Source organism: Pseudoalteromonas gelatinilytica (genome assembly GCF_001641615.1).
In the GTDB taxonomy this organism is placed as follows: domain Bacteria; phylum Pseudomonadota; class Gammaproteobacteria; order Enterobacterales; family Alteromonadaceae; genus Pseudoalteromonas; species Pseudoalteromonas gelatinilytica.
The window spans coordinates 367,124-388,196 of record NZ_LRRU01000018.1 but is presented as its reverse complement, the minus strand read 5'-3'; the positions used below and the strand labels follow the sequence as shown (position 1 = coordinate 388,196).

The window sequence follows — 21,073 nt, the reverse complement described above, 5'->3', positions numbered from 1 at the left end:
AGAATTTTTTCATCAACGCCGCTTTTTTATATTTTTTCATGTAAAATACCGCGCTTTAATAATTGCAAAGAATGAGTATTACCATGCAAACCACAATGCCAGATATTGCTGATACGGCTCCCGCCTTACGAACAGGTAAATTAGACTGGGTTGGCATGGGCGAAATTGAACTTCCTTTCATTTTTGAATCTCGCAATATTGCCCCTGTAAATGTGATTGCCAAAGCACGCGCTTTTGTGAACTTACATAAAGAAGACGCGAAAGGCATTCATATGTCGCGTTTGTTTTTAGCGCTGGATACTTTATCAACCGAGCAGCAAGTGAATCCGCAAACACTTGCGCAAGCACTTGATACCTTTATTAGTAGCCATGATGATTTAAGTGACCAAGCGCAAATTGAATTTAAATTTGAGCTGCCATTACGTCGTAAATCGTTATTAAGCGGCAAAGTAGGCTGGAAAAACTACCCTATTCATCTTATAGCTAAAATCAATCAAGGCGTTTTAAGCTTTGAGCTAATGGTTGATGTAACCTACTCATCAACTTGCCCATGCTCAGCGGCCCTTGCTCGTCAGTTAATTCAAAATGCATTTAGTGAAAAATTTGCAGAGCAACATGTTGATAAGCAAACTGTTCTAGAATGGCTAGGCACAACGGATGGGATTGTTGCTACACCACATTCACAGCGTTCAATTGCAAACGTGAAAGTAAAACTCGACAGCCAAATTGACAGTTTTGATGTGGTTGGCTTAATTGATGCTTTAGAAGCTGAGCTAAAGACGCCTGTTCAAGCGGCTGTTAAACGTGAAGATGAGCAAGAGTTTGCCCGCTTAAATGGTCAAAACCTCATGTTCTGTGAAGATGCTGCGCGTAAAATTAAAGGCTTACTTGAAGAGCAAAACTACGCAGATTACTGGCTGCAAATAAACCACTACGAATCACTTCATGCCCATGATGCCGTGGCAATCGCTGTTAAAGGTATCGCAGGCGGATACACAGCTTAAAAATTTCGGGTAACTCCACACTTAGGCACGCTAATTGCTATTTATTTTCAGTGTCAATTTGTTGTTGTGGAGTTACCGTATGGAATTCGCTTTATTATCAATTTTAGTTTTAGTCGTAGTAGCCTCTGTTGTTGCGTCAAAGTTTACCGATGAAGGCGGAAACCCTTACCCTTTCACTCGTAAACAAACTGTTTTTACGCAAGTGGAGAGTGCATTTTTACATCTTCTTGAACGCGCTGTTGGTGATCAATATAAAATTGTTAGCCGCGTTAAACTCATTGATTTAATTGACTGTAAGCAAGGCTTATCTGTTAAAGCTAAGCGCGCAGCAATGGCAAAAGCCAAAAATAAACAGCTCGACTATGTACTCATCGACAAAGACAAACTCACCATTGTTGCTGCTGTTGATTTAGTAAATAACACCAACCGCGACGGCCACAAGGCACAGCGTGATTGGTTTGTAAGTGGCGCATTAGAAGCTGCCGGTATTCCGCATATTCGTATGAAAGTAAAATCTGGCTATCAACCAAGAGAAGTGCGTGACGCTATCATGTTTAAACTTGGTAAACCTGCAGCAGCACCAATTAGACCTTCGCGTAACCGCGTAACAAAACCTGCTGTATTATCACCATCTCAAGCAAAAGCACACTCAACGGCGCTTGCTGAAATATAGCCCGTCATAAATTTGGCAAAAGCAGACTTTAAGGTCTGCTTTTTTGTTTGTTTTAGACATTTTTAGGTATAATCCCCCTATTCAACCTAAGGAATCAAATATTATGCACGTTGGTATTATTGGCGCGATGGAGCCAGAAGTAAAAATCTTACGCGAAGCGATGGCAAACCCAAGCATCATGACTAAAGCTGGTTTTACATTTTACACGGGTGAATTAGCAGGTAACAAAGTTACTTTAGTTCAATCTGGTATTGGTAAAGTAGCCTCTGCTGTTGCAACTACACTGCTAATCGATAACTTCAGCCCTGATTGTGTGATCAACACAGGTTCTGCAGGTGGTTTTGAGCCATCATTAAATGTGGGCGATGTCGTTATTTCTTCAGAAGTACGCCACCATGACGTAGACGTTACTGCATTCGGTTACGAAATCGGCCAAGTACCACAAATGCCAGCTGGCTTTGCTGCACACCCTAAACTAATTGAAGCAGCAGAGCAAAGTGTTAGCCAAATCAGTGATGTTAAAACCATGATTGGCCTTATTTGTACTGGTGATTCATTCATGTGTGACCCAGTACGAATTGAAAAAACACGCGCTGAATTCCCAACAATGCTTGCAGTAGAAATGGAAGGCGCAGCAATTGCACAGGCTTGTCACGTGCTAGAAACACCATTTGTTGTTATTCGTTCAATGTCTGACATTGCTGGCAAAGAGTCGCCGCAATCATTTGAAGAGTATATCGAAACTGCATCTATCAACTCATCTAAAATGGTTGTTGCTCTTTTAGAGAAACTGACGTCGGTGAGTTTATAAGGTGATTGCAAATATTGTTCAAAACCATTTGGACATTATTGTATTTTTTGTAGCGCTCTTTGCTGAGCGCTTTTTTCCTTTGGTAAGTTGGTATCATCCGAATACCTTTTTAAGCGTTATTTTCTCTGCCCTCGGCGAGCGTTTATACAGCCCCGCGAACCCCAAAAGTTATCAATATTTAGCCTCAACTTTGGCTTTTAGCTTCACTGTTTTAGTTATAGTCACCTTGGTTGTACTTTTTTTAGAGTTTGCCTTTTACCCCGAGTTATTAAATGGCTTAATTTTATATTTGTTACTCAGTAGCCGCGCTCAAGAGAAGAAGTCATTACGTATTGCAAGGCTACTTAAGCTCAATCAAAAAGCCACCGCCAGAGAGCTAGTAGCTAGCCTTGTTGCCCGTGATGTATCACGTTTATCTGCCCCAGGCATTTGTAAAGCAACCATGGAATCGCTCGTTTTGCAAAGTGCGCGGCATTATTTTGCCGTTATATTCTTTTATCTGCTTGGCGGCGCTATCCTTGCTTTGGTTTATCGCTTACTCACATTAATGCATCAAGCATGGCGTAAGAATCGTAAGCCAAACAACCCGTTTTTAACGACCATTGCTAAGTTACTATTTGTATTGGAGTGGTTACCCATTCGGTTAGTTGCATTAACTATTGCGGCAACCAATGCCAGCAAGCAGAGCATTCATTATATTAAGCACTATGGCAGACACTTTTATCAAACCAATACAGGGTGGCTGTTAAGTGTTACATCGGCTGCCTTGCAAGTGCAGTTAGGCGGCCCAGCCCTATACCAAGGTGAGCGCTTTAATAAAATGCGCGTCGGTACTGACCGCCTACCAAATGCCGAAGATATTCCCGCTTTAGTGAATCGTTTAAATCAAGCGAAAGCATTTTGGTTACTGCTTATCATCGCCATTGAAGTCGCTACGCTGTTTATTAGCTGAGAAAAAGCACAAAAAAACCAGCCGCAGCTGGTTTTTTTATACTAATTAACTTACTTAATTAAGCTAAGGTGATTTTAGCAAACTTACGTTTACCAACTTGGTAAATCTGTGTTGTGCCTTTAGCAACTTCAAGCTTAGTATCCGTTACTTTTTCTTCACCATTAATCTTTACAGCGCCTTGTTTAATCATACGCATAGCTTCTGATGTACTTGCTACAAGGTTAGCTTCTTTTAATAAATTAGTGATGAACACAGTGTCTTCAGCAATAGTTACTGTTACTTCTGGGATCTCATCTGGCAATGCATTTTTTTGGAAACGCTTGATGAAATCTTGATGTGCACCTTCAGCAGCGTCTTCACTGTGGAAACGTGCAATCAGTTCTTTTGCTAATTCAATTTTAATGTCGCGCGGGTTTGCACCATCAGCAACACGTTGTTTAAGTGCAGCAATCTCTTCGATTGATAATGCACTTAATAAATCGTAGTAACGCCACATTAGCTCATCGCTGATAGACATAACTTTACCAAACATGTCGTTTGGCTCATCAGTAATACCAATGTAGTTACCTAATGACTTAGACATTTTTTGAACGCCGTCAGTACCTTCAAGCAGTGGCATCATGAGTACTGTTTGTGGCTTTTGGCCTTCGTCTTTTTGTAATTCACGACCCATTAATAGGTTAAAGCGTTGGTCTGTACCGCCAAGCTCAACATCAGCTTCTAATGCAACTGAGTCCCAACCTTGTACCAGTGGATATAAAAATTCGTGGATCGCAATTGATTGACCGCCGGCATAACGCTTTTTAAAGTCATCACGTTCTAGCATACGTGCTACTGTTTGACGCGCAGCCAGTTTAATCATACCTGCTGCACCTAAGTTCTCCATCCACGTAGAGTTGAATGCAACAGTCGTTTTTGCAGGATCAAGAATTTTAAATACTTGCTCTTTATATGTTTCAGCGTTAGCTAATACATCTTCACGAGTTAATGGCTTACGTGTAACGTTTTTACCCGTTGGATCACCAATCATACCGGTGAAATCACCGATTAAGAAAATCACTTCATGACCTAGGTCTTGGAAGGTCTTCATTTTGTTGATAAGAACTGTGTGGCCTAAATGCAGATCAGGCGCAGTTGGATCGAAACCCGCTTTGATCTTAAGTTTCTTACCAGACTTTAGCTTTTCGACTAATTCGTCTTCAATTAATATCTCTTCTGCACCGCGTTTTATCTCAGCTAGAGCGGTTTGTAAATCCACTGTGTATTACTCCAAAAATTCAGCTACCGGGGCGTGGTGGCCTGTCAGGGTTATAAAAATAGAGCTAAAAACTTTAAAATTTAGCTAGTTAGCACCAAAAAGCGACACTAGAAAAAAGCCTAACTTAAATAGTTTAAGAAACAGCCCTGAAGGCAGCGCGCATGATTGTTCTTTATACCGCGTTATTGCAATTTAATGAAGGTACTTTAGTTAACTAATGTTGATTTAGTTTAAGCCAATGCATCTGTTGCAATTTTAACCAAAAAAGTTTAACGCGCAGGCCAATTCTAGCGTAAATTTACGCCAGTTTAAATCTACAAAACACTGGTATTTGCTCTATTTTAGGTATATCCTGCGATATTAGTATTTAAATTTCTTGACAGCAGAAAAGGCACGATATGGTTCACGTAGTGCACAAACTTCCCAAAAAACACAAACTGCTCATTCTCGGTTTGGTTTCTGCTATTGTCGGCTTGGCATTATTGCCTTCTGAAAAAGCCACCGCATCAAAGGATAACAGTGCTAACGCACTTGAAATTGGCAAACGCTACGAATTGCAAGTTAAAGTTGATGATAACGAAAAACTAACTGAGCTGAATTCGGAGCAAGCAGCAGCAAAACTTCCAGAATACGAGCTTATCGACCATGAAGTACGTAATGGCGATAATTTAGCACTTATCTTTAAACGTGCGGGTTTCTCAGCGCAAACATTACACAAACTAGTTAATACCAACGCTGAAACACGTAAGTTAACAAAAATTCACCCAGGCGAAATTTTAAGCTTTGCAACCGCTGAAGATGGCTCTTTAGCGCAGCTTCGTTATGTGATTTCAAAAACAGATACCTTATACGTTACCTTAAATGACGAAGGTAACTACGACACCTCTATCGATAGCAAAGAGATTGAAACACTGAGCAAATCTGCCGGTGGTGAGATCACAAATAGCTTTTGGACTTCGGGTATTGCCGCAGGTTTAAGCGAGCGTCAAATTATGAATTTTGCTGACATCTTTGGTTGGGATGTCGACTTTGCTAATGACATTCGTAAAGGTGACCAATTTGGTCTTATTTACGAAGCTCACTATGTTGATGGTGAATACATTGGCGATGGTAAAATTATTGCCGCAGAGTTTATTAACCAGGGTGAGCGTTACACTGCTATTCGTCATACCGATGGTAATTTCTATACGCCTGAAGGCCGCAGCATGAAAAAAGCTTTCTTACGTGCGCCAGTTAACTTTAAGTATATTAGTTCGAGCTTTAACCCTCGCCGTTTGCACCCAGTTACTAAAACAGTAAAACCTCACAACGGTATCGATTACGCAGCGCGTACAGGTACGCCTGTTGTGTCATCGGGTAACGGTAAAGTAATTAAAGCAGGTTACAGCAAATACAATGGTAACTATGTATTTATTAGCCATGGCACTCAGTATGTGACTAAGTACTTACACTTAGATAAGAAAATGGTTAAAACTGGCCAGAAAGTAAAACAAGGTCAGAAGATTGGTACTGTTGGTGCGACAGGTCGCGTAACTGGCCCACACTTACACTATGAATTCTTAGTAAACGGTGTACACCGTAACCCGAAAACGGTCAAACTTCCTAAATCAGAGCCACTTCCGCGCGATGAATTAGCTAAGTTTAAACCGATTGCTGATAACTTCTTAGCGCAATTACAACGCAACCGCGAATTGCAATTAGCGTTAAATAAGTAAGCTTCTAATATCAAAAAAGCCGCTCCAGGAAACTGCAGCGGCTTTTTTAATATCTTTAATTTTACTACTTCCAAAGCAGTACATAGATAAGCTGTATAACTAACGAAATCATCACCAAGGGCCAAACATACTTGGCGTATTTAGTTGCTTTATCAAGCCCCGTTCTAGCGCTGTACTTTTCAAGCAGTGGCACCAAAATCACTAACGCCACAAACAAACACAGCAAAATCACAAATACATTCACTAGGCTTCCTTTCTTGTAAAATATTAAGGTTCACTATACCTAAATTGAAGGCAAAAAAAAGCGCAGTAAAATTACTGCGCCAGTCGGTTGGAAGTAAAACGACTTAGCCAACAATTGCTAACAGAATACCTGCTGCAACTGCACTTCCTAATACCCCTGCTACATTTGGTCCCATGGCATGCATCAACAAGAAGTTATGCGGGTTGCTCTCAAGGCCTACCTTATTAACCACCCGTGCGGCCATTGGTACCGCTGATACACCCGCTGCACCTACTAATGGGTTGATTGGCGATTTAGAGAATTTATTTAGGCCCTTCGCCATAAACACCCCTGATGCTGTACCAATTGCAAAGGCCAGAGCACCTAATACCAAAATACCAATCGTTTCTACGGTTAAGAACTTATCTGCCGCAAGCTTTGAGCCTACCGCTAAGCCTAAGAAAATAGTGGTAATGTTGATGATTTCGTTTTGTGCACTATTGCTTAAACGATCAACCACGCCCGATTCACGCATCAAGTTACCTAAGCAGAACATACCGACCAGCGGTGTTGCTGCAGGTAAAAACAAGATGGTTAAACTAAGCACCATTAACGGAAAAACAATTTTCTCTTTTTTCGATACGGCACGAAGTTGCGGCATTTGAATTTCGCGCTCTTCTTGCGTTGTTAGTGCACGCATAATTGGCGGCTGAATAATTGGCACTAGCGCCATATAAGAATAAGCTGCTACAGCAATCGCCCCCAGTAAATCAGGTGCTAGCTTAGATGCTAAGAAAATAGCTGTTGGACCATCTGCCCCACCAATAATGGCAATTGCCGATGCGTCTTGTAGTGTAAATTCAAAGCCAGGAATATAGTTAAGCAGTATTGCACCAAATAAAGTTGCGAAAATACCAAATTGCGCAGCCGCACCTAACAGCAACATACGCGGATTAGCGATTAAGGCACTAAAGTCAGTCAGCGCCCCTACTCCCATAAAGATCAAAAGTGGGAATACCCCAGAGTCGATCCCAATATGGTACACGTAATACAAAAGGCCGCCCGGCTCAGATAACCCAGCTACTGGAATATTAGTTAAAATAGCTCCAAAACCAATCGGTAATAACAACAGTGGCTCAAAGTTACGGGCGATTGCTAAATAGAGCAGCAAGCAACCAACCGCAATCATGATCAATGCCGGAAAAGTAAAGTTAGCAATACCCGTGGCATGCCAGAGGTTTAAAACACCATCCATCCTCTGTCTCCTATGCCAGCGCGATTAGCGCATCGCCAGTGGCAACAGAGTCGCCCTCTGCCACTAATACTTCTGCAACTGTACCTGAGTGTGCGGCGCGAATTTCAGTTTCCATTTTCATCGCTTCCATAATGATAACCACATCACCTTCGTTAACGGTTTGACCTGGTTTCACTTTCACTTTGAAAATATTACCTGCCAACGGTGCATTGAGTGTTTCGCCCGCTGACGCTGACGCCGACTGAGGAATTAACTCACTGTCTTTTAGGGTTACTTCTTTAAGCTCACCACCTTGCGCTACGACGACATCGTAAACTTTACCATCAACTTTAACGCTGTACTGCTCTGCTTTTACAGGGCTTGAAGCAGCAGGAGTTGCTTCAGGTTTAGCAACTTCACCCGTTGGAATTGCTTCAAATGCATCTGGGTTGTTGCGGTTTTTAATAAATTTAAGGCCAATTTGTGGGAACAATGCATAAGTAAGTACATCATCAATCACATCATCAGCAAGCTCTAAGCCTTGCTCTTTAGCTTCGCTTAATAACTCTGCTTCTAGCTTCTCAAGCTCAGGCTCTAGCTTATCAGCAGGGCGGCACGTAATTGCTTCAGCGCCCTCAAGTACTCGCTCTTGCAACTCTTTATTCATAGGCGCTGGTGTTGCACCATATTCACCTTTCAGCACACCCGCTGTTTCTTTTGTGATGGTTTTGTAACGCTCGCCAGTTAGTACATTTAGTACTGCTTGAGTACCGACAATCTGTGAGGTCGGTGTAACAAGTGGGATATAACCTAAATCTTCACGAACACGTGGGATCTCAAGTAACACTTGGTCAAGCTTATCAGCTGCACCTTGCTCTTTAAGCTGGTTTTCCATGTTAGTTAACATGCCGCCCGGTACTTGCGCTAATAAGATACGACCATCAACGCCTTTAAGGCTACCTTCAAAAGCGGCATACTTTTTACGAACATCACGGAAATAAGCAGCAATTTCTTCCAATTGGTTTAAATCAAGACCAGTATCTCGCTCTGTGCCTTCAACAATTGAAACTATGGTTTCTGTGGCGCTATGACCATAAGTCATACTCATTGACGAAATAGCTGTATCAAGCATATCGATACCCGCATCGATTGCTTTTTGGTATGTTGCAGTGCTTAAACCTGTGGTCGCATGGCATTGCATCGCAATAGGAATAGACACGGTTTCTTTTAAGCCTTTGATCAACTGCTCACAATCGTATGGCTTAAGTAAACCCGCCATATCTTTGATACAAATTGAATGGCAACCAAGATCTTCTAGTTGCTTAGCAAGTTTCAGCCACATATCAAGTGTATGCACTGGGCTTACTGTGTATGAAATTGTACCTTGAGCGTGTGCACCTACTTTTACCGCTGCTTTAATCGCGGTTTCAAGGTTACGTACATCGTTCATCGCATCGAAAATACGGAATACATCAACACCGTTTTTATGAGCTCGCTCAACAAACTTTTCGACTACATCATCAGCATAATGGCGGTAGCCTAAAAGGTTTTGCCCGCGCAGTAACATTTGCTGCTTAGTGTTTGGCATTGCAGCTTTTAGCTCGCGAATACGTTGCCAAGGATCTTCACCTAAATAACGGATACACGAGTCAAACGTTGCACCACCCCATGATTCAATAGACCAATAACCCGCATTATCGAGTTTTTCTGCCATGGGTAACATGTCGTCTAAGCGCATACGCGTTGCCAAAAGAGACTGGTGTGCGTCACGCAATACTAATTCGGTTAGTTTTAATTTAGCCATGTTTGAGCTGCCCCGTTATTTTTGTTTATTTCGAAATTGAGCAATTGCAGCGCTGATAGCTGCAATATGTGCCTGTGGCACACCCTGTTGAGGTTGAATTTTTGCTGTTCGCGTAGGTTCTGCAGTTGCAGGATCGTCGAATCGACCCACGACTTTCGACATTAAGATCACCGCAGAAATCAAAATGCTCAGAAAAACAAACACGCCAACCATGCCTGTCACCATCAAACTGGCCGCAGTGGTGAGTAATCCACCTATATCCATACGACTCCCCTCGCTTACTTATAATAAAAAGTCATTTTTGTTAAATAATTATGCACCAATGATAACAAAGAAAATCAATTTGCATAGCACTATTGTAAATTGGTAAAACCAATTAAATTTAAAATAACATGACACACATATAATTAACACCCCACTATTCACGCATTTAAAGCCCCGTTATAGATGATATAAATAGTCAATATAGCCAAGCGTTATATGCTGAACTATTAATTAATAGCAACAAAATGACTAAAAACCACACACAACAAGGCGTTAGAGCTAACCACACAAAACAAAGTTAAATTGGTCTTACCATTTTTAGTGCTTTCTTTCATTTTTCTCATGCAGCTCAATATGAAAAAATATCACTATGAATAAGTTACATGCTTACTCGTAAAAGTTACCAAATGATGAACCCTGCCAATTACAACAAAAACACATAAGCAACTGAAATTTAAGAAATAAACCTTCTGGCACAGAACTCGCTTTAGTTACATCGAACTTAAGAAAATTTAAATAGCCAAGGAGACCACTATGTTACGCTGGACAATTACTTTTTTAGTTATCGCGTTAATCGCAGCAGTGTTAGGTTTTGGCGGTATCGCAGGAGCCGCTGCAGGCATCGCTAAGATTATCTTTTTTATATTTTTAGTATTACTTGTTATTTCGCTGGTATCAGGAGCACTTAGAGGCAGTGTCCCTAAGTAGTTAAAAGCAGATAACCACTTACTTTATTTTAAATTTACAAGGAATTTCATTATGAAAAATTCAACTTTAAAAGCCGCAACTATCGCCCTATTTTCAGGTTTATTTATTATGGGTTGTGAAGACAACACCGCTGAAGAAGCTGGCGAACGTATTGACGAAGCAATTACTGATACACAAAATGCAGTTGAAGATGCATGTGAAGAAGTAAAAGAAGGTGTTAACGCAAAAGAAACTAACTGCTAATAACACACCTTAATTAAGAAAAGCGGCAAAGTGCCGCTTTTTTGTGTATGCGAGTTAGCGAGTTAGCGAGTTAGCGAGTTAGCGAGTTAGCGAGTTAGCGAGTTAGCGACTTTAGGCTGCAAGCTGCTTGTGTCAAGTAGCTTGCTAACTTTACCCTTTCCCCTAGAAACTCGCTAACTTGTTGGGTTTCGCTCCGCTCTACCCTACGTCACGTAGATTTAAGAAACATCGCGCGAAATAAATTTCACGCCTACGCGTGGTTAAACCTAAACCGCTGCTACCTCAAGCTCGCTAACTTTACTCTTTCCCCTTGAAACTCGCTAACTTATTTGTTTTATCTGATAGCTGACGGCTGAAAGCTAATAGCTCCTCTCCCTAGAAGCTCGCAACTTTACTCTTTCCCCTAGAAACTCGCTAACTTGTTGGGTTTCGCTCCGCTCTAACCTACGTTATTACTCACAAACCTTAGTGAGGGGCTCGTTTGTCGTTACACTCGCTATATGCCACTGGCCGTCATTAAAACTCACCTTAGCTACATCGCTAACGGCAAAATCACCGGGGACATTTAAGCGCGTTAAGTTACTCGCTAGCTGCTGCTGACAATATGGGCCGGTATCGCCATGCATCACGAGCACAGGCTTTGTGGTGTGCTTTGCGAAGTCGCTGATAGCATCACGGTACACTTTAAAGGCATCACAATCGCTGCGCTGTGATTCGCTGCAAGCGGGTTTACTGGTTGGATGGTAAATGTCAGCTTGAAAGCCAAACACATAGGCCTTAGCATCCTGATGAACAAGTGCTTGCTTTAACCAAGTTAAGTTGTACTTATCACGTTTGTCAGCGGCATCAAGTGCTGCGTTTTTGTCACTTTTTAAAATTTGCGAGCGGCCGTTAAAAGTGCCCGGTATATGCAAAGTACGAAATTCAATGTCATCAAACTGCCAACGAGCATTTTCTAGCATTTCAGCCTGTGTGGCATAACCCTGTAGTTGCTGTGCATTTTTTGTATAAGCATCGTCGAACATCAAGCCTTTAACAAAGCTTAGCCGTTCAAGCTCATCAAAACGCACCGATAGCTTTTCTCGATCGCAATCGGTCCATTCATTATCACCTGGGGTGTAAATAAAAGGCTCTGTAGTCAGCGATGTTAATAACGCTTTATTGGTTTGCAAAAGCTTATTGGTGCAAGCAAGTGCTCCCGATTTCATATCACCAAGGTGCATTAAAAAGCCATGGGGTGTTGCTGCGATTGCTTTAGTAATTTTTCCATCTTTGGCGAGATTAATTTCATCAATCGGGGTGTATGGCATATCGCCCATAACTAAAAAAGTATTTGTGGTCATTGCTAGTGCTAATGACATTGAACTAACAAACATACAACTTACACCTAAAAAATACAGATACCTTAAGCTCTCATAATGACAACTAAATGAAAACCAACTGCGGCAGTTTTTTTCTATCAATGTTAAACTGCTGCCAGTCGATTAAGTGAGTCCCCGAATGACATTAAGTACAACTTACACATTAGATAAACCGTATTATTACGAATGCTTTGATGAGTCTCTACCTTATTCATCACAAGCTAAGCCTAAATACCCGCTGTTGGTATTGTTAATAACCTTAGGCTTATTAGCTTTTTATCAATTAGAGAATCATTATCTGGGCAGCTTTATGATTATGCTTGCTGTCGTTGAGTGCTTATCGTTTTATTACAAGCGGCCATGGTGGGTCGCAAGACAAATGATGAGTCGAGCATCAGGTAGCGAAGTGACTATCGTGTTTGATGATGAAGGGGTGAAGGCCGAAAACCCGCATAAAAGTTACCAATTAAGCTGGCAACAGATTAGTGAGATTATTGAAACTGAGCGAGGTTTTATTTTAAAAGCGCAGCGCGGTATGCAATATATTTCTAAACAAGCGCTAAATGATGAAATTACAGCTGAACTAAATAAAAGAGCCACTCAGTGAGTGGCTCTTAAAAATATCTGTCGCTGATTAAACGTTGCCCGGATTTGGGTTAGATTTCTCTGCTTGGATTCGCATGTAGATTTCTTCACGATGTACTGATACATCTTTCGGTGCATTTACACCAATGCGAACTTGATTTCCTTTAACACCAAGAACAGTAACTGTTACTTCGTCACCGATCATAAGGGTTTCACCTACTCTACGAGTTAGTATTAGCATTCTATTGCTCCCATGTTCCAAAAAATTAAAAGATTCCGCGTCAAAAACATTCTAATGAAATCTAGACTTAAAAGTAAGTAAAAACTCTAGATCTTATTCATTTTCAGTTAAAAAAACTTTGTGTAGCGCACGTACAGCCAGTTCTAAATACTTTTCGTCAATTAAAACTGATATCTTTATTTCTGATGTCGATACAAGCATCACTTTGATGTTTTCATCGGCAAGGGCATTAAAAAATAAACTTGCCACACCAGAGTGAGATTTCATCCCTACACCTACTGCAGACACCTTGGCAACATTGCTTATCCCTTTAATAGATTCTGCGCTGATACCATCTTGGTTACTGGTCAAAATTTCAAGCGCTTGCTCAAAATCATTCGTGTGCACAGTAAAAGCATAGTCTATTTTTTCAAAGTTATGATTAACTTGATTAATCATATCTATTTCGATGCCGAATTCTGCAAAAAGTTTCAAAATTTTTGCAAGGTTTTCCGTTCCTTGGTGCACGCCATTGACGTAAATCAAACTTTCGTCACGATTAAAGGCGATACCCGACACAATGTTTGCTTGCACATCCGGCTCCTCAAAACTGATCAAGGTCCCTTGATCCGGGTTAAAACTCGATAACACTCTGAGCGGTATATTATATTTTCCTGCGGCTTCAACACTACGAATATGCAGAACCTTAGCCCCAAGACTGGCCATTTCGAGCATTTCTTCGAAAGTGACATGGCTCATACGTCGCGCATTTGGTTCAATACGCGGGTCGGTCGTGTATACCCCATCAACATCGGTGTAAATCTGACATTCATCCGCATTGATAGCACCTGCAATCTCAACCGCAGAAGTATCTGTACCACCGCGACCAAGCGTAGTGATATTGCCTTCAATATCGCGGCCCTGAAAGCCCGCTATAATAGCAATCCGGTTATGCTCAAGTTCATGCTTAAGGCGAGTCGCAGCAATCTCTTCAATACGTGCTTTGCCAAACATATTATCGGTGCGAATGTTGACCTGATCAGCAAGTAAGCTTACCGCTGAGTGACCACGTTTAATAATAGCCATTGCGAGTAAAGAGACTGACACTTGCTCACCGGTGGTTAGCAACACATCAAGCTCACGAGCACTAGGTCGAGAATCGATTTGTTTAGCGAGTTCAATTAGACGGTTAGTCTCTCCCGACATCGCCGAGAGCACCACCACAACTTGATGGCCTTGCTGCTTGGTTTTTACAACAAGGTCGGCGACGGCCTCAATTCGCTCTATTGAGCCAACTGAGGTGCCACCGAATTTTTGGACGATAAGTGCCACTAGTGATTAAGAACGCTCAGTTAACCAACCAGTTACACTTTCTAAGGCTGCTGCAAGGTTCTCTGGCTGAGTACCACCTGCTTGCGCCATATCAGGACGACCACCGCCCTTACCGCCTACTTGTGCAGCCATGTGATTTACAAGCTCACCGGCTTTCACTTTACCTGTTAGGTCTTTAGTTACACCTGCAATTAGGCTTACTTTATCGCCATTAGCTACACCAAGGGCAATAACACCTGAACCAATCTTCGTTTTCAGGTCATCAACCATGCCACGTAGTGCTTTAGACTCAGTACCTGCAACATCAGCAACCAGCAGTTTAATACCGTTCACTTCAACAACAGAGTCAAGTAACGATGCACCTGCCGCACTTGCTAGCTTGTCGTTAAGCTGTGCAATTTGCTTCTCAAGGCCTTTTGATTTCTCAAGTAACGCAGTTACTTTTTCAAGCACTGTGCTGCTATCACCTTTAACTAGCGCTGCAACATCATTTAACTGTTGCTCTTGCTCACTTACATAAGCAACTGCTTCAGCACCCGTTACCGCTTCAATACGGCGGATACCGGCAGCGATACCGCTTTCTGATACGATTTTAAATAAACCGATATCACCAGCACGCTTAACGTGAGTACCACCACATAGCTCGATTGAGTAATCACCAATGGTTACTACGCGCACTTCGTCGTCGTATTTTTCACCGAATAATGCCATCGCACCTTTTGCTTTTGCATCTTCGATAGCCATTAGCTCAGTTTCAAGCGCAAAGTTACGACGGATTTCATCGTTTACCGCGCGCTCGATTTGACGTAATTCGTCTTTTGTTACCGCTTCAAAGTGTGAGAAGTCAAAACGTAAACGTTCAGGGTCAACTAGTGAGCCTTTTTGACTTACGTGCTCACCTAAAATTTGGCGTAATGTTTCATGCAAGATATGCGTTGCAGTGTGGTTTTTCTTGATGCTATCGCGACGTGCTGCATCAATTGTTGCCTCTGCTTTGTCGTTTGTACCAATGCGACCTTGAACACGACCATGGTGTGCAAATGCATTACCAAGCTTAGTAGTGTTAGTCACTACAAACTCACCACCAGCGACTTTTAACACACCTGTGTCACCAACTTGACCACCAGATTCAGCATAGAACGGTGTGCGGTCTAAGATTGCGATACCTTCTTGACCATCTTCAAGTACAGAAACCGATTGACCTTCTGAGAAAAGCTCAACAACAGTACCTGTGTAATGCTCTGCATCGTAACCTTTAAAGTCTGTGTGTTTTTCAGACTTAAGTTGTTGGTTGTAATCTGCACCAAACTTACCCGCTTGCTGTGCTTGCTTACGCTGAACAGCCATACACTCTTGAAAGCCATGCTCATCAATCGTCATGAAACGCTCACGCGCCACGTCTGCCGTTAAGTCAGCTGGGAAACCGTAAGTGTCGTAAAGTTTAAATACTAAGTCACCTGGGATCACATCGCCTTCGATGTCAGTTAGGCTTTCTTCTAAAATAGCCAGACCACGCTCAAGTGTTTTACCAAACTGCTCTTCTTCAATACGCAGTACTTTTTCGATAATTTCTTGTTGCTTAGCAAGCTCTGGGTACGCTTGACCCATTTGCTCAATTAGCGCAGCAACTAGCTTATAGAAGAATGCACCTTTCGCGCCTAGCTTGTTACCGTGACGAACTGCACGACGAATAATACGACGTAGTACATAACCACGGCCTTCGTTTGATGGCATGACGCCGTCAGACACTAAGAACGCACACGAACGAATGTGGTCAGCCACAACGCGTAACGATTTATCATCTAAATCTTGTGCATTCGTTACTTTAGCCGCAGCAGCAATAAGTGCTTGGAATAAATCGATTTCGTAGTTTGAGTGAACGCCTTGTAAAATTGCAGAGATACGCTCAAGACCCATACCTGTATCAACAGACTGCTTAGGAAGCGGCTCCATTGTACCGTCAGCATGGCGGTTAAACTGCATGAATACTAAGTTCCAGATCTCGATGAAACGATCACCGTCTTCTTCTGGTGAACCTGGAGGACCACCCCAAATGTGCTCACCGTGATCGTAAAAGATTTCAGAACATGGACCACACGGACCTGTATCACCCATTGACCAGAAGTTATCGCTAGTTGCAATGCGAATAATGCGGTCTTCACTTAGACCCACTTCTTTATGCCAAATGTTGAAGGCATCTTCGTCATCATGGTAAATGGTTACCAGTAGCTTTTCTTGCGGTAGTTTCACTACTTCAGTTAAAAATTCCCACGCAAATTTAATTGCGTCTTGCTTGAAGTAATCACCAAAGCTGAAGTTACCTAACATTTCGAAGAATGTATGGTGACGCGCTGTGTAACCTACGTTTTCAAGGTCGTTATGTTTACCGCCTGCACGTACACAACGTTGTGAACTGGTTGCACGCGAGTAAGGGCGGCTTTCCGCACCTAAAAATACATCTTTAAATTGCACCATACCGGCGTTATTGAATAATAACGTGGCATCGTTACCCGGGATCAGCGAGCTTGAAGGAACAATTTGGTGTTGTTTAGAGGCAAAAAAGTCTAAGAACTGTTGCCTGATCTGTGCGGTAGTCATATGCTGCATGTGAAAATCTCACCCGTTTATTGCTGTGCTTGCATTGCAAAATCAATTTGTTCGTAATTAAAGCCTCGATACATCAAGTAGCGTACACGTTTCGCTTTTTCTTTCTGGTCGAGTTCTTTACCTGAATTTGAAAACTTCTTTAAATATGCGTCCTTTGCGAGTTCAAACCAATCGATTTCGAACTCTTCGAGCGTCTTATCTAATAATGCTCGGTCTATCCCTTTTGCCATTGCTTCGCTTTGAATGCGTTTCGCACCATGATACTTAGCTAAATGGCGGCGTACAAACCCTTCGCAGTAACGCTGTTCGTTAATAAAGTTGTGTGATTCACACCAATCTAACAAGCGCTCTGTAAACTCAGGTGTCGCCTCTTTTTGCTGTAACTTTCGCGTTAAATCTCGACGCGAATAATCTTGTCGAGACAATAACCAAAGTACGTAATTCTTTAACTTTTGTTCTTTATCATCCATTACGCGTCAAAGCGTCCTGATTGTGACTGCGCTTCAGGTGCTTTTGTTTGGTCATCACCTTTTGGCACAACCGGCATAAAAATAGCCTGAAAAGACACAAAGAAGCTAATGTAACAAATTGGCATTAAAACCAATAGAGGAATAAACGATAAAGGAATACAGATCACCATTAAAATCGCGCAAATTAAGCCATAAACACTCAATGGCGCCATATTATGATAAAACACCATGAACGACGTTTTTAAAACCTGCAACATGTTGCTCTGCTTTTGAAAATAAACCAGCGGAATTGCATAAGCAAACGCGGTTAAATAAATGCTGATTGCCAATAAAAATACTGCCACTTGGCCCATTGAGATGGTTGCTAATAAATCGGCAATATGGGTTTGATTTTGCGGATCAAATGTTTGGCTCGAAATAACCGCATAGGCATCAGCAAAAATAAAATTAGAAAGTAAGGCTAATAAAATACCTGCCGCCATCTGGTACACAGCCACACGTACTAAACCAATACGATTTCCTTTGTTACTAAATGGCTTAAAAATATCAGCTTGGCTGATAGTTCCGCCTTGCTGTTTTGTTAATACGGCTTGATAAAAACCAGCCATCAAAAAAGGAGCAACAAATGCACCCACCACTTGTAATACAGGTAGCAATAAAGACAAAAAGCCAATAATACCAATTAACAGATGCATTAAAATAAAAGTGAAGGGTTGCAGCTTAAAGATTTCCCAGCCAGCTTTGAACCACTTTACGCCTGCATTGGCTTTAAAAACACGAACTTCGATCGACATAGTTTCTCATTCAATAACGACAAAACGCACCGAGTATAACTGGGTGCGTCGCTGGTTTATAGTCACCTGTTGTGAAATTTATTCAGGCTTTTTAATTTTTTTAATATCAAGCATGTGCGAGCCATGTTTGATTTTTGTTTCGAGGTAAGCTCGGTTACCTACCACACCCGCTTTAATGTGTGCATGAGTGCCAACCACTGAATCAACTTCAATACCCGCATCACGCAGTGCTTTAAGCTTATTTGGGTTGTTAGTCATTAACTTAACATGCTTTTGATTGAGTGCTTCTAACATTAATACCGCGTCTGAAAAGTCACGTAAATCATCAGCAAAGCCCAAGTGGTTATTTGCTTCGTAGGTATTCATGCCTTGCGACTGCAATACGTAAGCATCAATTTTATTGTATAAACCAATGCCACGGCCCTCTTGGCGTAAATACAGTAAAATACCGCCTTGTTGGTGCATCATCTCGATACACTCATTTAACTGTTCACCACAATCACAACGTGATGAGTGAAATACATCACCCGTTAAACACTCTGAATGCATTCGAATTAAAGGTACGTCTTGCTCAGTGTCAGCTTGATTAAACACTAAAGCAACATGCTCTTGGCCATCATTTAAGCCACTGAAAGATACGATTTCTGCAGGGATATCACTGTTTTTGCCAACATTTAGCTGGACTCTTGCTCTTACTTGCGCCACGACAAATCCAAATTTAAAAATAAATGCGATACTGCAAATGTGATTACAACAGCTTGAAGGTTGTAAGGATGCAACATACGACGAGTGATAACTAATATTGAGGCAGTTACCAGCAATTCAAGTATTATACACTCAAACCACCCCAAGATACGAGCTTTGCGCCACGCATAAACTGCGCTCAGCAAACACGATAAACGCCCTCACTTTGTACCTAGCTTATTGAATTGCAACAAATTGCTACAAATGAGCATTTAATCGATTCGATAAAATAGATTAGTTTAATCTAAATAAAGCAGTAAACCTTTTTCAAACCGTTAATAAAAACAACAATAATAATAGGGAATATTATGAAAAAAGCCTTCGTGCTAATTTGCAGCGCCCTGCTACAAAGCCAACCCAGTTCTGCCAATCAAAAGTACAATGAATCACACTACGTACCTTAAAGTTTAACAGTGACTCATCGCATGCAATTTGATACCTTGCACCTAATGATGATAATAATTATCATCAACAAGTATTAATCTCCTCTTCTCTGGGCAAAATAATAAGGAATATTATGAAAAAGAGCTCACTTGCCTTATGCATTACACTACTATTAAGTCAGCAAAGCATTGCCAATGAAACGACCACCCAAGAATTTAACGACACCTACCGCGCTTATGTCGCCGCTGTAGAAAATAAGCAAGACAGCAGTGAATTTGCCAAAAAAGCGTTTGAGCTTGGCAAAGAGATTTATGGTGAAAACGCTGACAACACTGCCAACCTGGCTATTAACTATGCAAACAGCCTTGCTAAAAGTGAACAAGAACAAAGCTTTGAGTTATATCGCACAGCCTACGAAATACTCGAAAAAAACCACGGCAAGCTAAGTGTGCAAGTGTATGATTCATTAATCGGCATGGCAGAATCAACTGCCTCTGCTAAGCGCGCTGATACGTATCTTGATGATGTCATTGCTATTGCTGAAAAACAAAACTCAGACAAGCTTGTTGCTGATGCAAAAATGACCGCTGCTCGTATCCTTGCTTACAAAGGAACTGGCGAGCGCTATTACACAGCAAAGAAATATCTTGAAGAAGCCGATAAGTACTACCAAGAAAACTTACCGAATAACGCTGTCGATCGTATTAGCGCTGACTTTTTAGTTGCCGCATTCGCAGAAAACCAACGTAAATACAGCACCGCTATTGAGCGGTTGAATCACGTAGTTAGCGTATTTGATCAAGAGCTAGACTTTGATCATCAAACCGAATTAAACGCCCATTCGAAGTTGGTTCACTTATACGAAAAAACAGGTAAAAGCGACGAAGCAACCAAACATTGTTTAGCAATTGCGAAAATGGTGCCTTGGAAAGAAAGCCAAGAACAAGAGCCGTTGTACCGTGTGCCGCCAAAATATCCAATGTCAAAAGCACAACGTATGGAAGACGGCATTGTCGTGATGGAATTTGAAGTAACCCCGTCAGGCTTTGTAGACAACATAACTGTGGTTGACTCTGAAGGTGGTACTGCATTTGAAAGAGAAGCAGTAAAAGCAATGAAAAAATGGCGTTATGCGCCTAAGTTTGAAAATGGTCAAGCCATTGCTGCAACTTCTCGGGTGCAATTAGACTTTAAAATAAAAAGATAAATAACAGGGTCGCAATGCGACCCTTTTTATAGCTTTTTAAGCAGGTTATCGGCTGCGTCCTCAATTAAATCGAGTACCTTTTCGAAACCTTGATCGCCACCATAATAGGGATCGGGGATCTCGCTCTCCCCTGCATCACCATGACTTAAAAACAGCGACAACTTATATTGTAAGTGCTCTGGGCACTGGGCTTGTAAATCAGCAAGATTTTGCTTGTCGGCTGCGAGAATTAAGTCAAACTCATAAAAATCAGCTTGAGTCACAGGTCGTGAATAAATTCCTTTAAAGCTATAACCGCGCTTTTCGGCTGCTGCTTTTGAACGTGAATCTGGTGGATTACCTTGGTGATAGCCAATGGTGCCAGCAGAATCAACTTTAACATTGACACCCAATGCCTTGGCACGGCTACGAAGTACCGCCTCAGCGGTAGGTGAGCGGCAGATATTGCCTAAGCATACAATCAAAACCTTTTTCATTATT

The 21,073-nt window shown here is 41.6% G+C and carries 22 protein-coding genes; 9 read left to right on the top strand and 13 right to left on the bottom strand.

Going from position 1 to position 21,073, the window contains the following annotated elements; translation table 11 throughout:
* Nucleotides 1-83: 83 nt before the first annotated feature.
* The 4 genes from folE2 to NH153_RS10370 all read left to right on the top strand — a co-directional run bounded on the left by folE2 (nt 84) and on the right by NH153_RS10370 (nt 3,440).
* The gene (folE2, locus tag NH153_RS10385; protein ID WP_063703485.1) at nt 84-1,004 is read left to right on the top strand and encodes a GTP cyclohydrolase FolE2; all 921 of its coding nucleotides are present in this window, start codon (nt 84-86) and stop codon (nt 1,002-1,004) included.
* Between the two features lie 79 nt (nt 1,005-1,083).
* Complete coding sequence (locus NH153_RS10380; protein ID WP_063703483.1) at nt 1,084-1,677, top strand: DUF2726 domain-containing protein; 594 nt, start codon at nt 1,084-1,086, stop codon at nt 1,675-1,677.
* A gap of 103 nt (nt 1,678-1,780) precedes the next feature.
* Nucleotides 1,781-2,488, top strand: a complete 708-nt coding sequence (gene mtnN / locus NH153_RS10375; protein WP_063703481.1) for a 5'-methylthioadenosine/S-adenosylhomocysteine nucleosidase — start codon at nt 1,781-1,783, stop codon at nt 2,486-2,488.
* Nucleotide 2,489: 1 nt separating this feature from the next.
* On the top strand, nt 2,490-3,440 hold the full coding sequence (locus NH153_RS10370; RefSeq protein ID WP_063703479.1) for a cobalamin biosynthesis protein CobD/CbiB: 951 nt from the start codon (nt 2,490-2,492) through the stop codon (nt 3,438-3,440).
* A 58-nt stretch (nt 3,441-3,498) separates the two neighbouring features.
* On the opposite strand, the gene tyrS is transcribed toward NH153_RS10370, so the two are convergent.
* Complete coding sequence (tyrS, locus tag NH153_RS10365) at nt 3,499-4,698, bottom strand: tyrosine--tRNA ligase (protein WP_063703477.1); 1,200 nt, start codon at nt 4,696-4,698, stop codon at nt 3,499-3,501.
* A gap of 398 nt (nt 4,699-5,096) precedes the next feature.
* Here tyrS and NH153_RS10360 point away from each other — a divergent pair, with 398 nt between their 5' ends.
* A complete protein-coding gene (locus NH153_RS10360; protein WP_063703475.1) occupies nt 5,097-6,413 on the top strand; it encodes a peptidoglycan DD-metalloendopeptidase family protein in 1,317 nt (438 codons plus the stop codon).
* Nucleotides 6,414-6,477: 64 nt separating this feature from the next.
* Here the strand turns inward: NH153_RS10360 and NH153_RS10355 are convergent, their stop codons facing one another.
* The 4 genes from NH153_RS10355 to NH153_RS10340 form a co-directional block, all read right to left on the bottom strand.
* Nucleotides 6,478-6,657: a hypothetical protein gene (locus tag NH153_RS10355; RefSeq protein WP_063703473.1), complete on the bottom strand. Its 180-nt coding sequence runs from the start codon at nt 6,655-6,657 to the stop codon at nt 6,478-6,480.
* A gap of 103 nt (nt 6,658-6,760) precedes the next feature.
* A complete protein-coding gene (locus tag NH153_RS10350) occupies nt 6,761-7,891 on the bottom strand; it encodes a sodium ion-translocating decarboxylase subunit beta (protein ID WP_063703471.1) in 1,131 nt (376 codons plus the stop codon).
* A 10-nt stretch (nt 7,892-7,901) separates the two neighbouring features.
* On the bottom strand, nt 7,902-9,674 hold the full coding sequence (gene oadA, locus NH153_RS10345) for a sodium-extruding oxaloacetate decarboxylase subunit alpha (protein WP_063703468.1): 1,773 nt from the start codon (nt 9,672-9,674) through the stop codon (nt 7,902-7,904).
* A 15-nt stretch (nt 9,675-9,689) separates the two neighbouring features.
* Nucleotides 9,690-9,938, bottom strand: a complete 249-nt coding sequence (locus NH153_RS10340; RefSeq protein WP_063703466.1) for an OadG family protein — start codon at nt 9,936-9,938, stop codon at nt 9,690-9,692.
* A 534-nt stretch (nt 9,939-10,472) separates the two neighbouring features.
* On the opposite strand from NH153_RS10340, the gene NH153_RS21510 reads away from it, so the two are divergent.
* Nucleotides 10,473-10,646, top strand: coding sequence for a DUF1328 domain-containing protein (locus NH153_RS21510; RefSeq protein ID WP_064971747.1), 174 nt, complete (start codon nt 10,473-10,475; stop codon nt 10,644-10,646).
* A gap of 51 nt (nt 10,647-10,697) precedes the next feature.
* On the top strand, nt 10,698-10,889 hold the full coding sequence (locus tag NH153_RS10335; protein ID WP_063703464.1) for a hypothetical protein: 192 nt from the start codon (nt 10,698-10,700) through the stop codon (nt 10,887-10,889).
* Between the two features lie 452 nt (nt 10,890-11,341).
* On the opposite strand, the gene NH153_RS10330 is transcribed toward NH153_RS10335, so the two are convergent.
* Nucleotides 11,342-12,265, bottom strand: a complete 924-nt coding sequence (locus NH153_RS10330; protein ID WP_063703462.1) for a hypothetical protein — start codon at nt 12,263-12,265, stop codon at nt 11,342-11,344.
* Between the two features lie 124 nt (nt 12,266-12,389).
* Here NH153_RS10330 and NH153_RS10325 point away from each other — a divergent pair, with 124 nt between their 5' ends.
* A complete protein-coding gene (locus NH153_RS10325; RefSeq protein ID WP_063703460.1) occupies nt 12,390-12,857 on the top strand; it encodes a YcxB family protein in 468 nt (155 codons plus the stop codon).
* A gap of 27 nt (nt 12,858-12,884) precedes the next feature.
* On the opposite strand, the gene csrA is transcribed toward NH153_RS10325, so the two are convergent.
* The 6 genes from csrA to NH153_RS10295 form a co-directional block, all read right to left on the bottom strand.
* Entirely contained in the window at nt 12,885-13,076 is a 192-nt protein-coding gene (gene csrA / locus NH153_RS10320) for a carbon storage regulator CsrA (RefSeq protein WP_036970495.1), read from the bottom strand.
* Nucleotides 13,077-13,169: 93 nt separating this feature from the next.
* Complete coding sequence (locus NH153_RS10315) at nt 13,170-14,387, bottom strand: aspartate kinase (protein WP_054551281.1); 1,218 nt, start codon at nt 14,385-14,387, stop codon at nt 13,170-13,172.
* A 6-nt stretch (nt 14,388-14,393) separates the two neighbouring features.
* Entirely contained in the window at nt 14,394-16,994 is a 2,601-nt protein-coding gene (gene alaS, locus NH153_RS10310) for an alanine--tRNA ligase (protein ID WP_063703458.1), read from the bottom strand.
* A gap of 17 nt (nt 16,995-17,011) precedes the next feature.
* Nucleotides 17,012-17,464, bottom strand: a complete 453-nt coding sequence (locus NH153_RS10305; protein WP_063703456.1) for a regulatory protein RecX — start codon at nt 17,462-17,464, stop codon at nt 17,012-17,014.
* Nucleotides 17,464-18,258 (bottom strand): BPSS1780 family membrane protein, encoded by a 795-nt coding sequence (locus tag NH153_RS10300; RefSeq protein ID WP_063703454.1) that lies wholly within the window; start codon nt 18,256-18,258, stop codon nt 17,464-17,466. Before NH153_RS10300 ends, NH153_RS10305 begins: the two co-directional genes overlap by 1 nt.
* A gap of 78 nt (nt 18,259-18,336) precedes the next feature.
* Entirely contained in the window at nt 18,337-18,963 is a 627-nt protein-coding gene (locus NH153_RS10295) for a GTP cyclohydrolase II (protein ID WP_054551277.1), read from the bottom strand.
* A 556-nt stretch (nt 18,964-19,519) separates the two neighbouring features.
* On the opposite strand from NH153_RS10295, the gene NH153_RS10290 reads away from it, so the two are divergent.
* The gene (locus NH153_RS10290) at nt 19,520-20,593 is read left to right on the top strand and encodes a TonB family protein (protein WP_063703451.1); all 1,074 of its coding nucleotides are present in this window, start codon (nt 19,520-19,522) and stop codon (nt 20,591-20,593) included.
* A 26-nt stretch (nt 20,594-20,619) separates the two neighbouring features.
* Here NH153_RS10290 and NH153_RS10285 read toward each other — a convergent pair whose 3' ends face one another.
* Nucleotides 20,620-21,069 (bottom strand): low molecular weight protein-tyrosine-phosphatase, encoded by a 450-nt coding sequence (locus NH153_RS10285; protein WP_063703449.1) that lies wholly within the window; start codon nt 21,067-21,069, stop codon nt 20,620-20,622.
* Nucleotides 21,070-21,073: the final 4 nt, after the last annotated feature.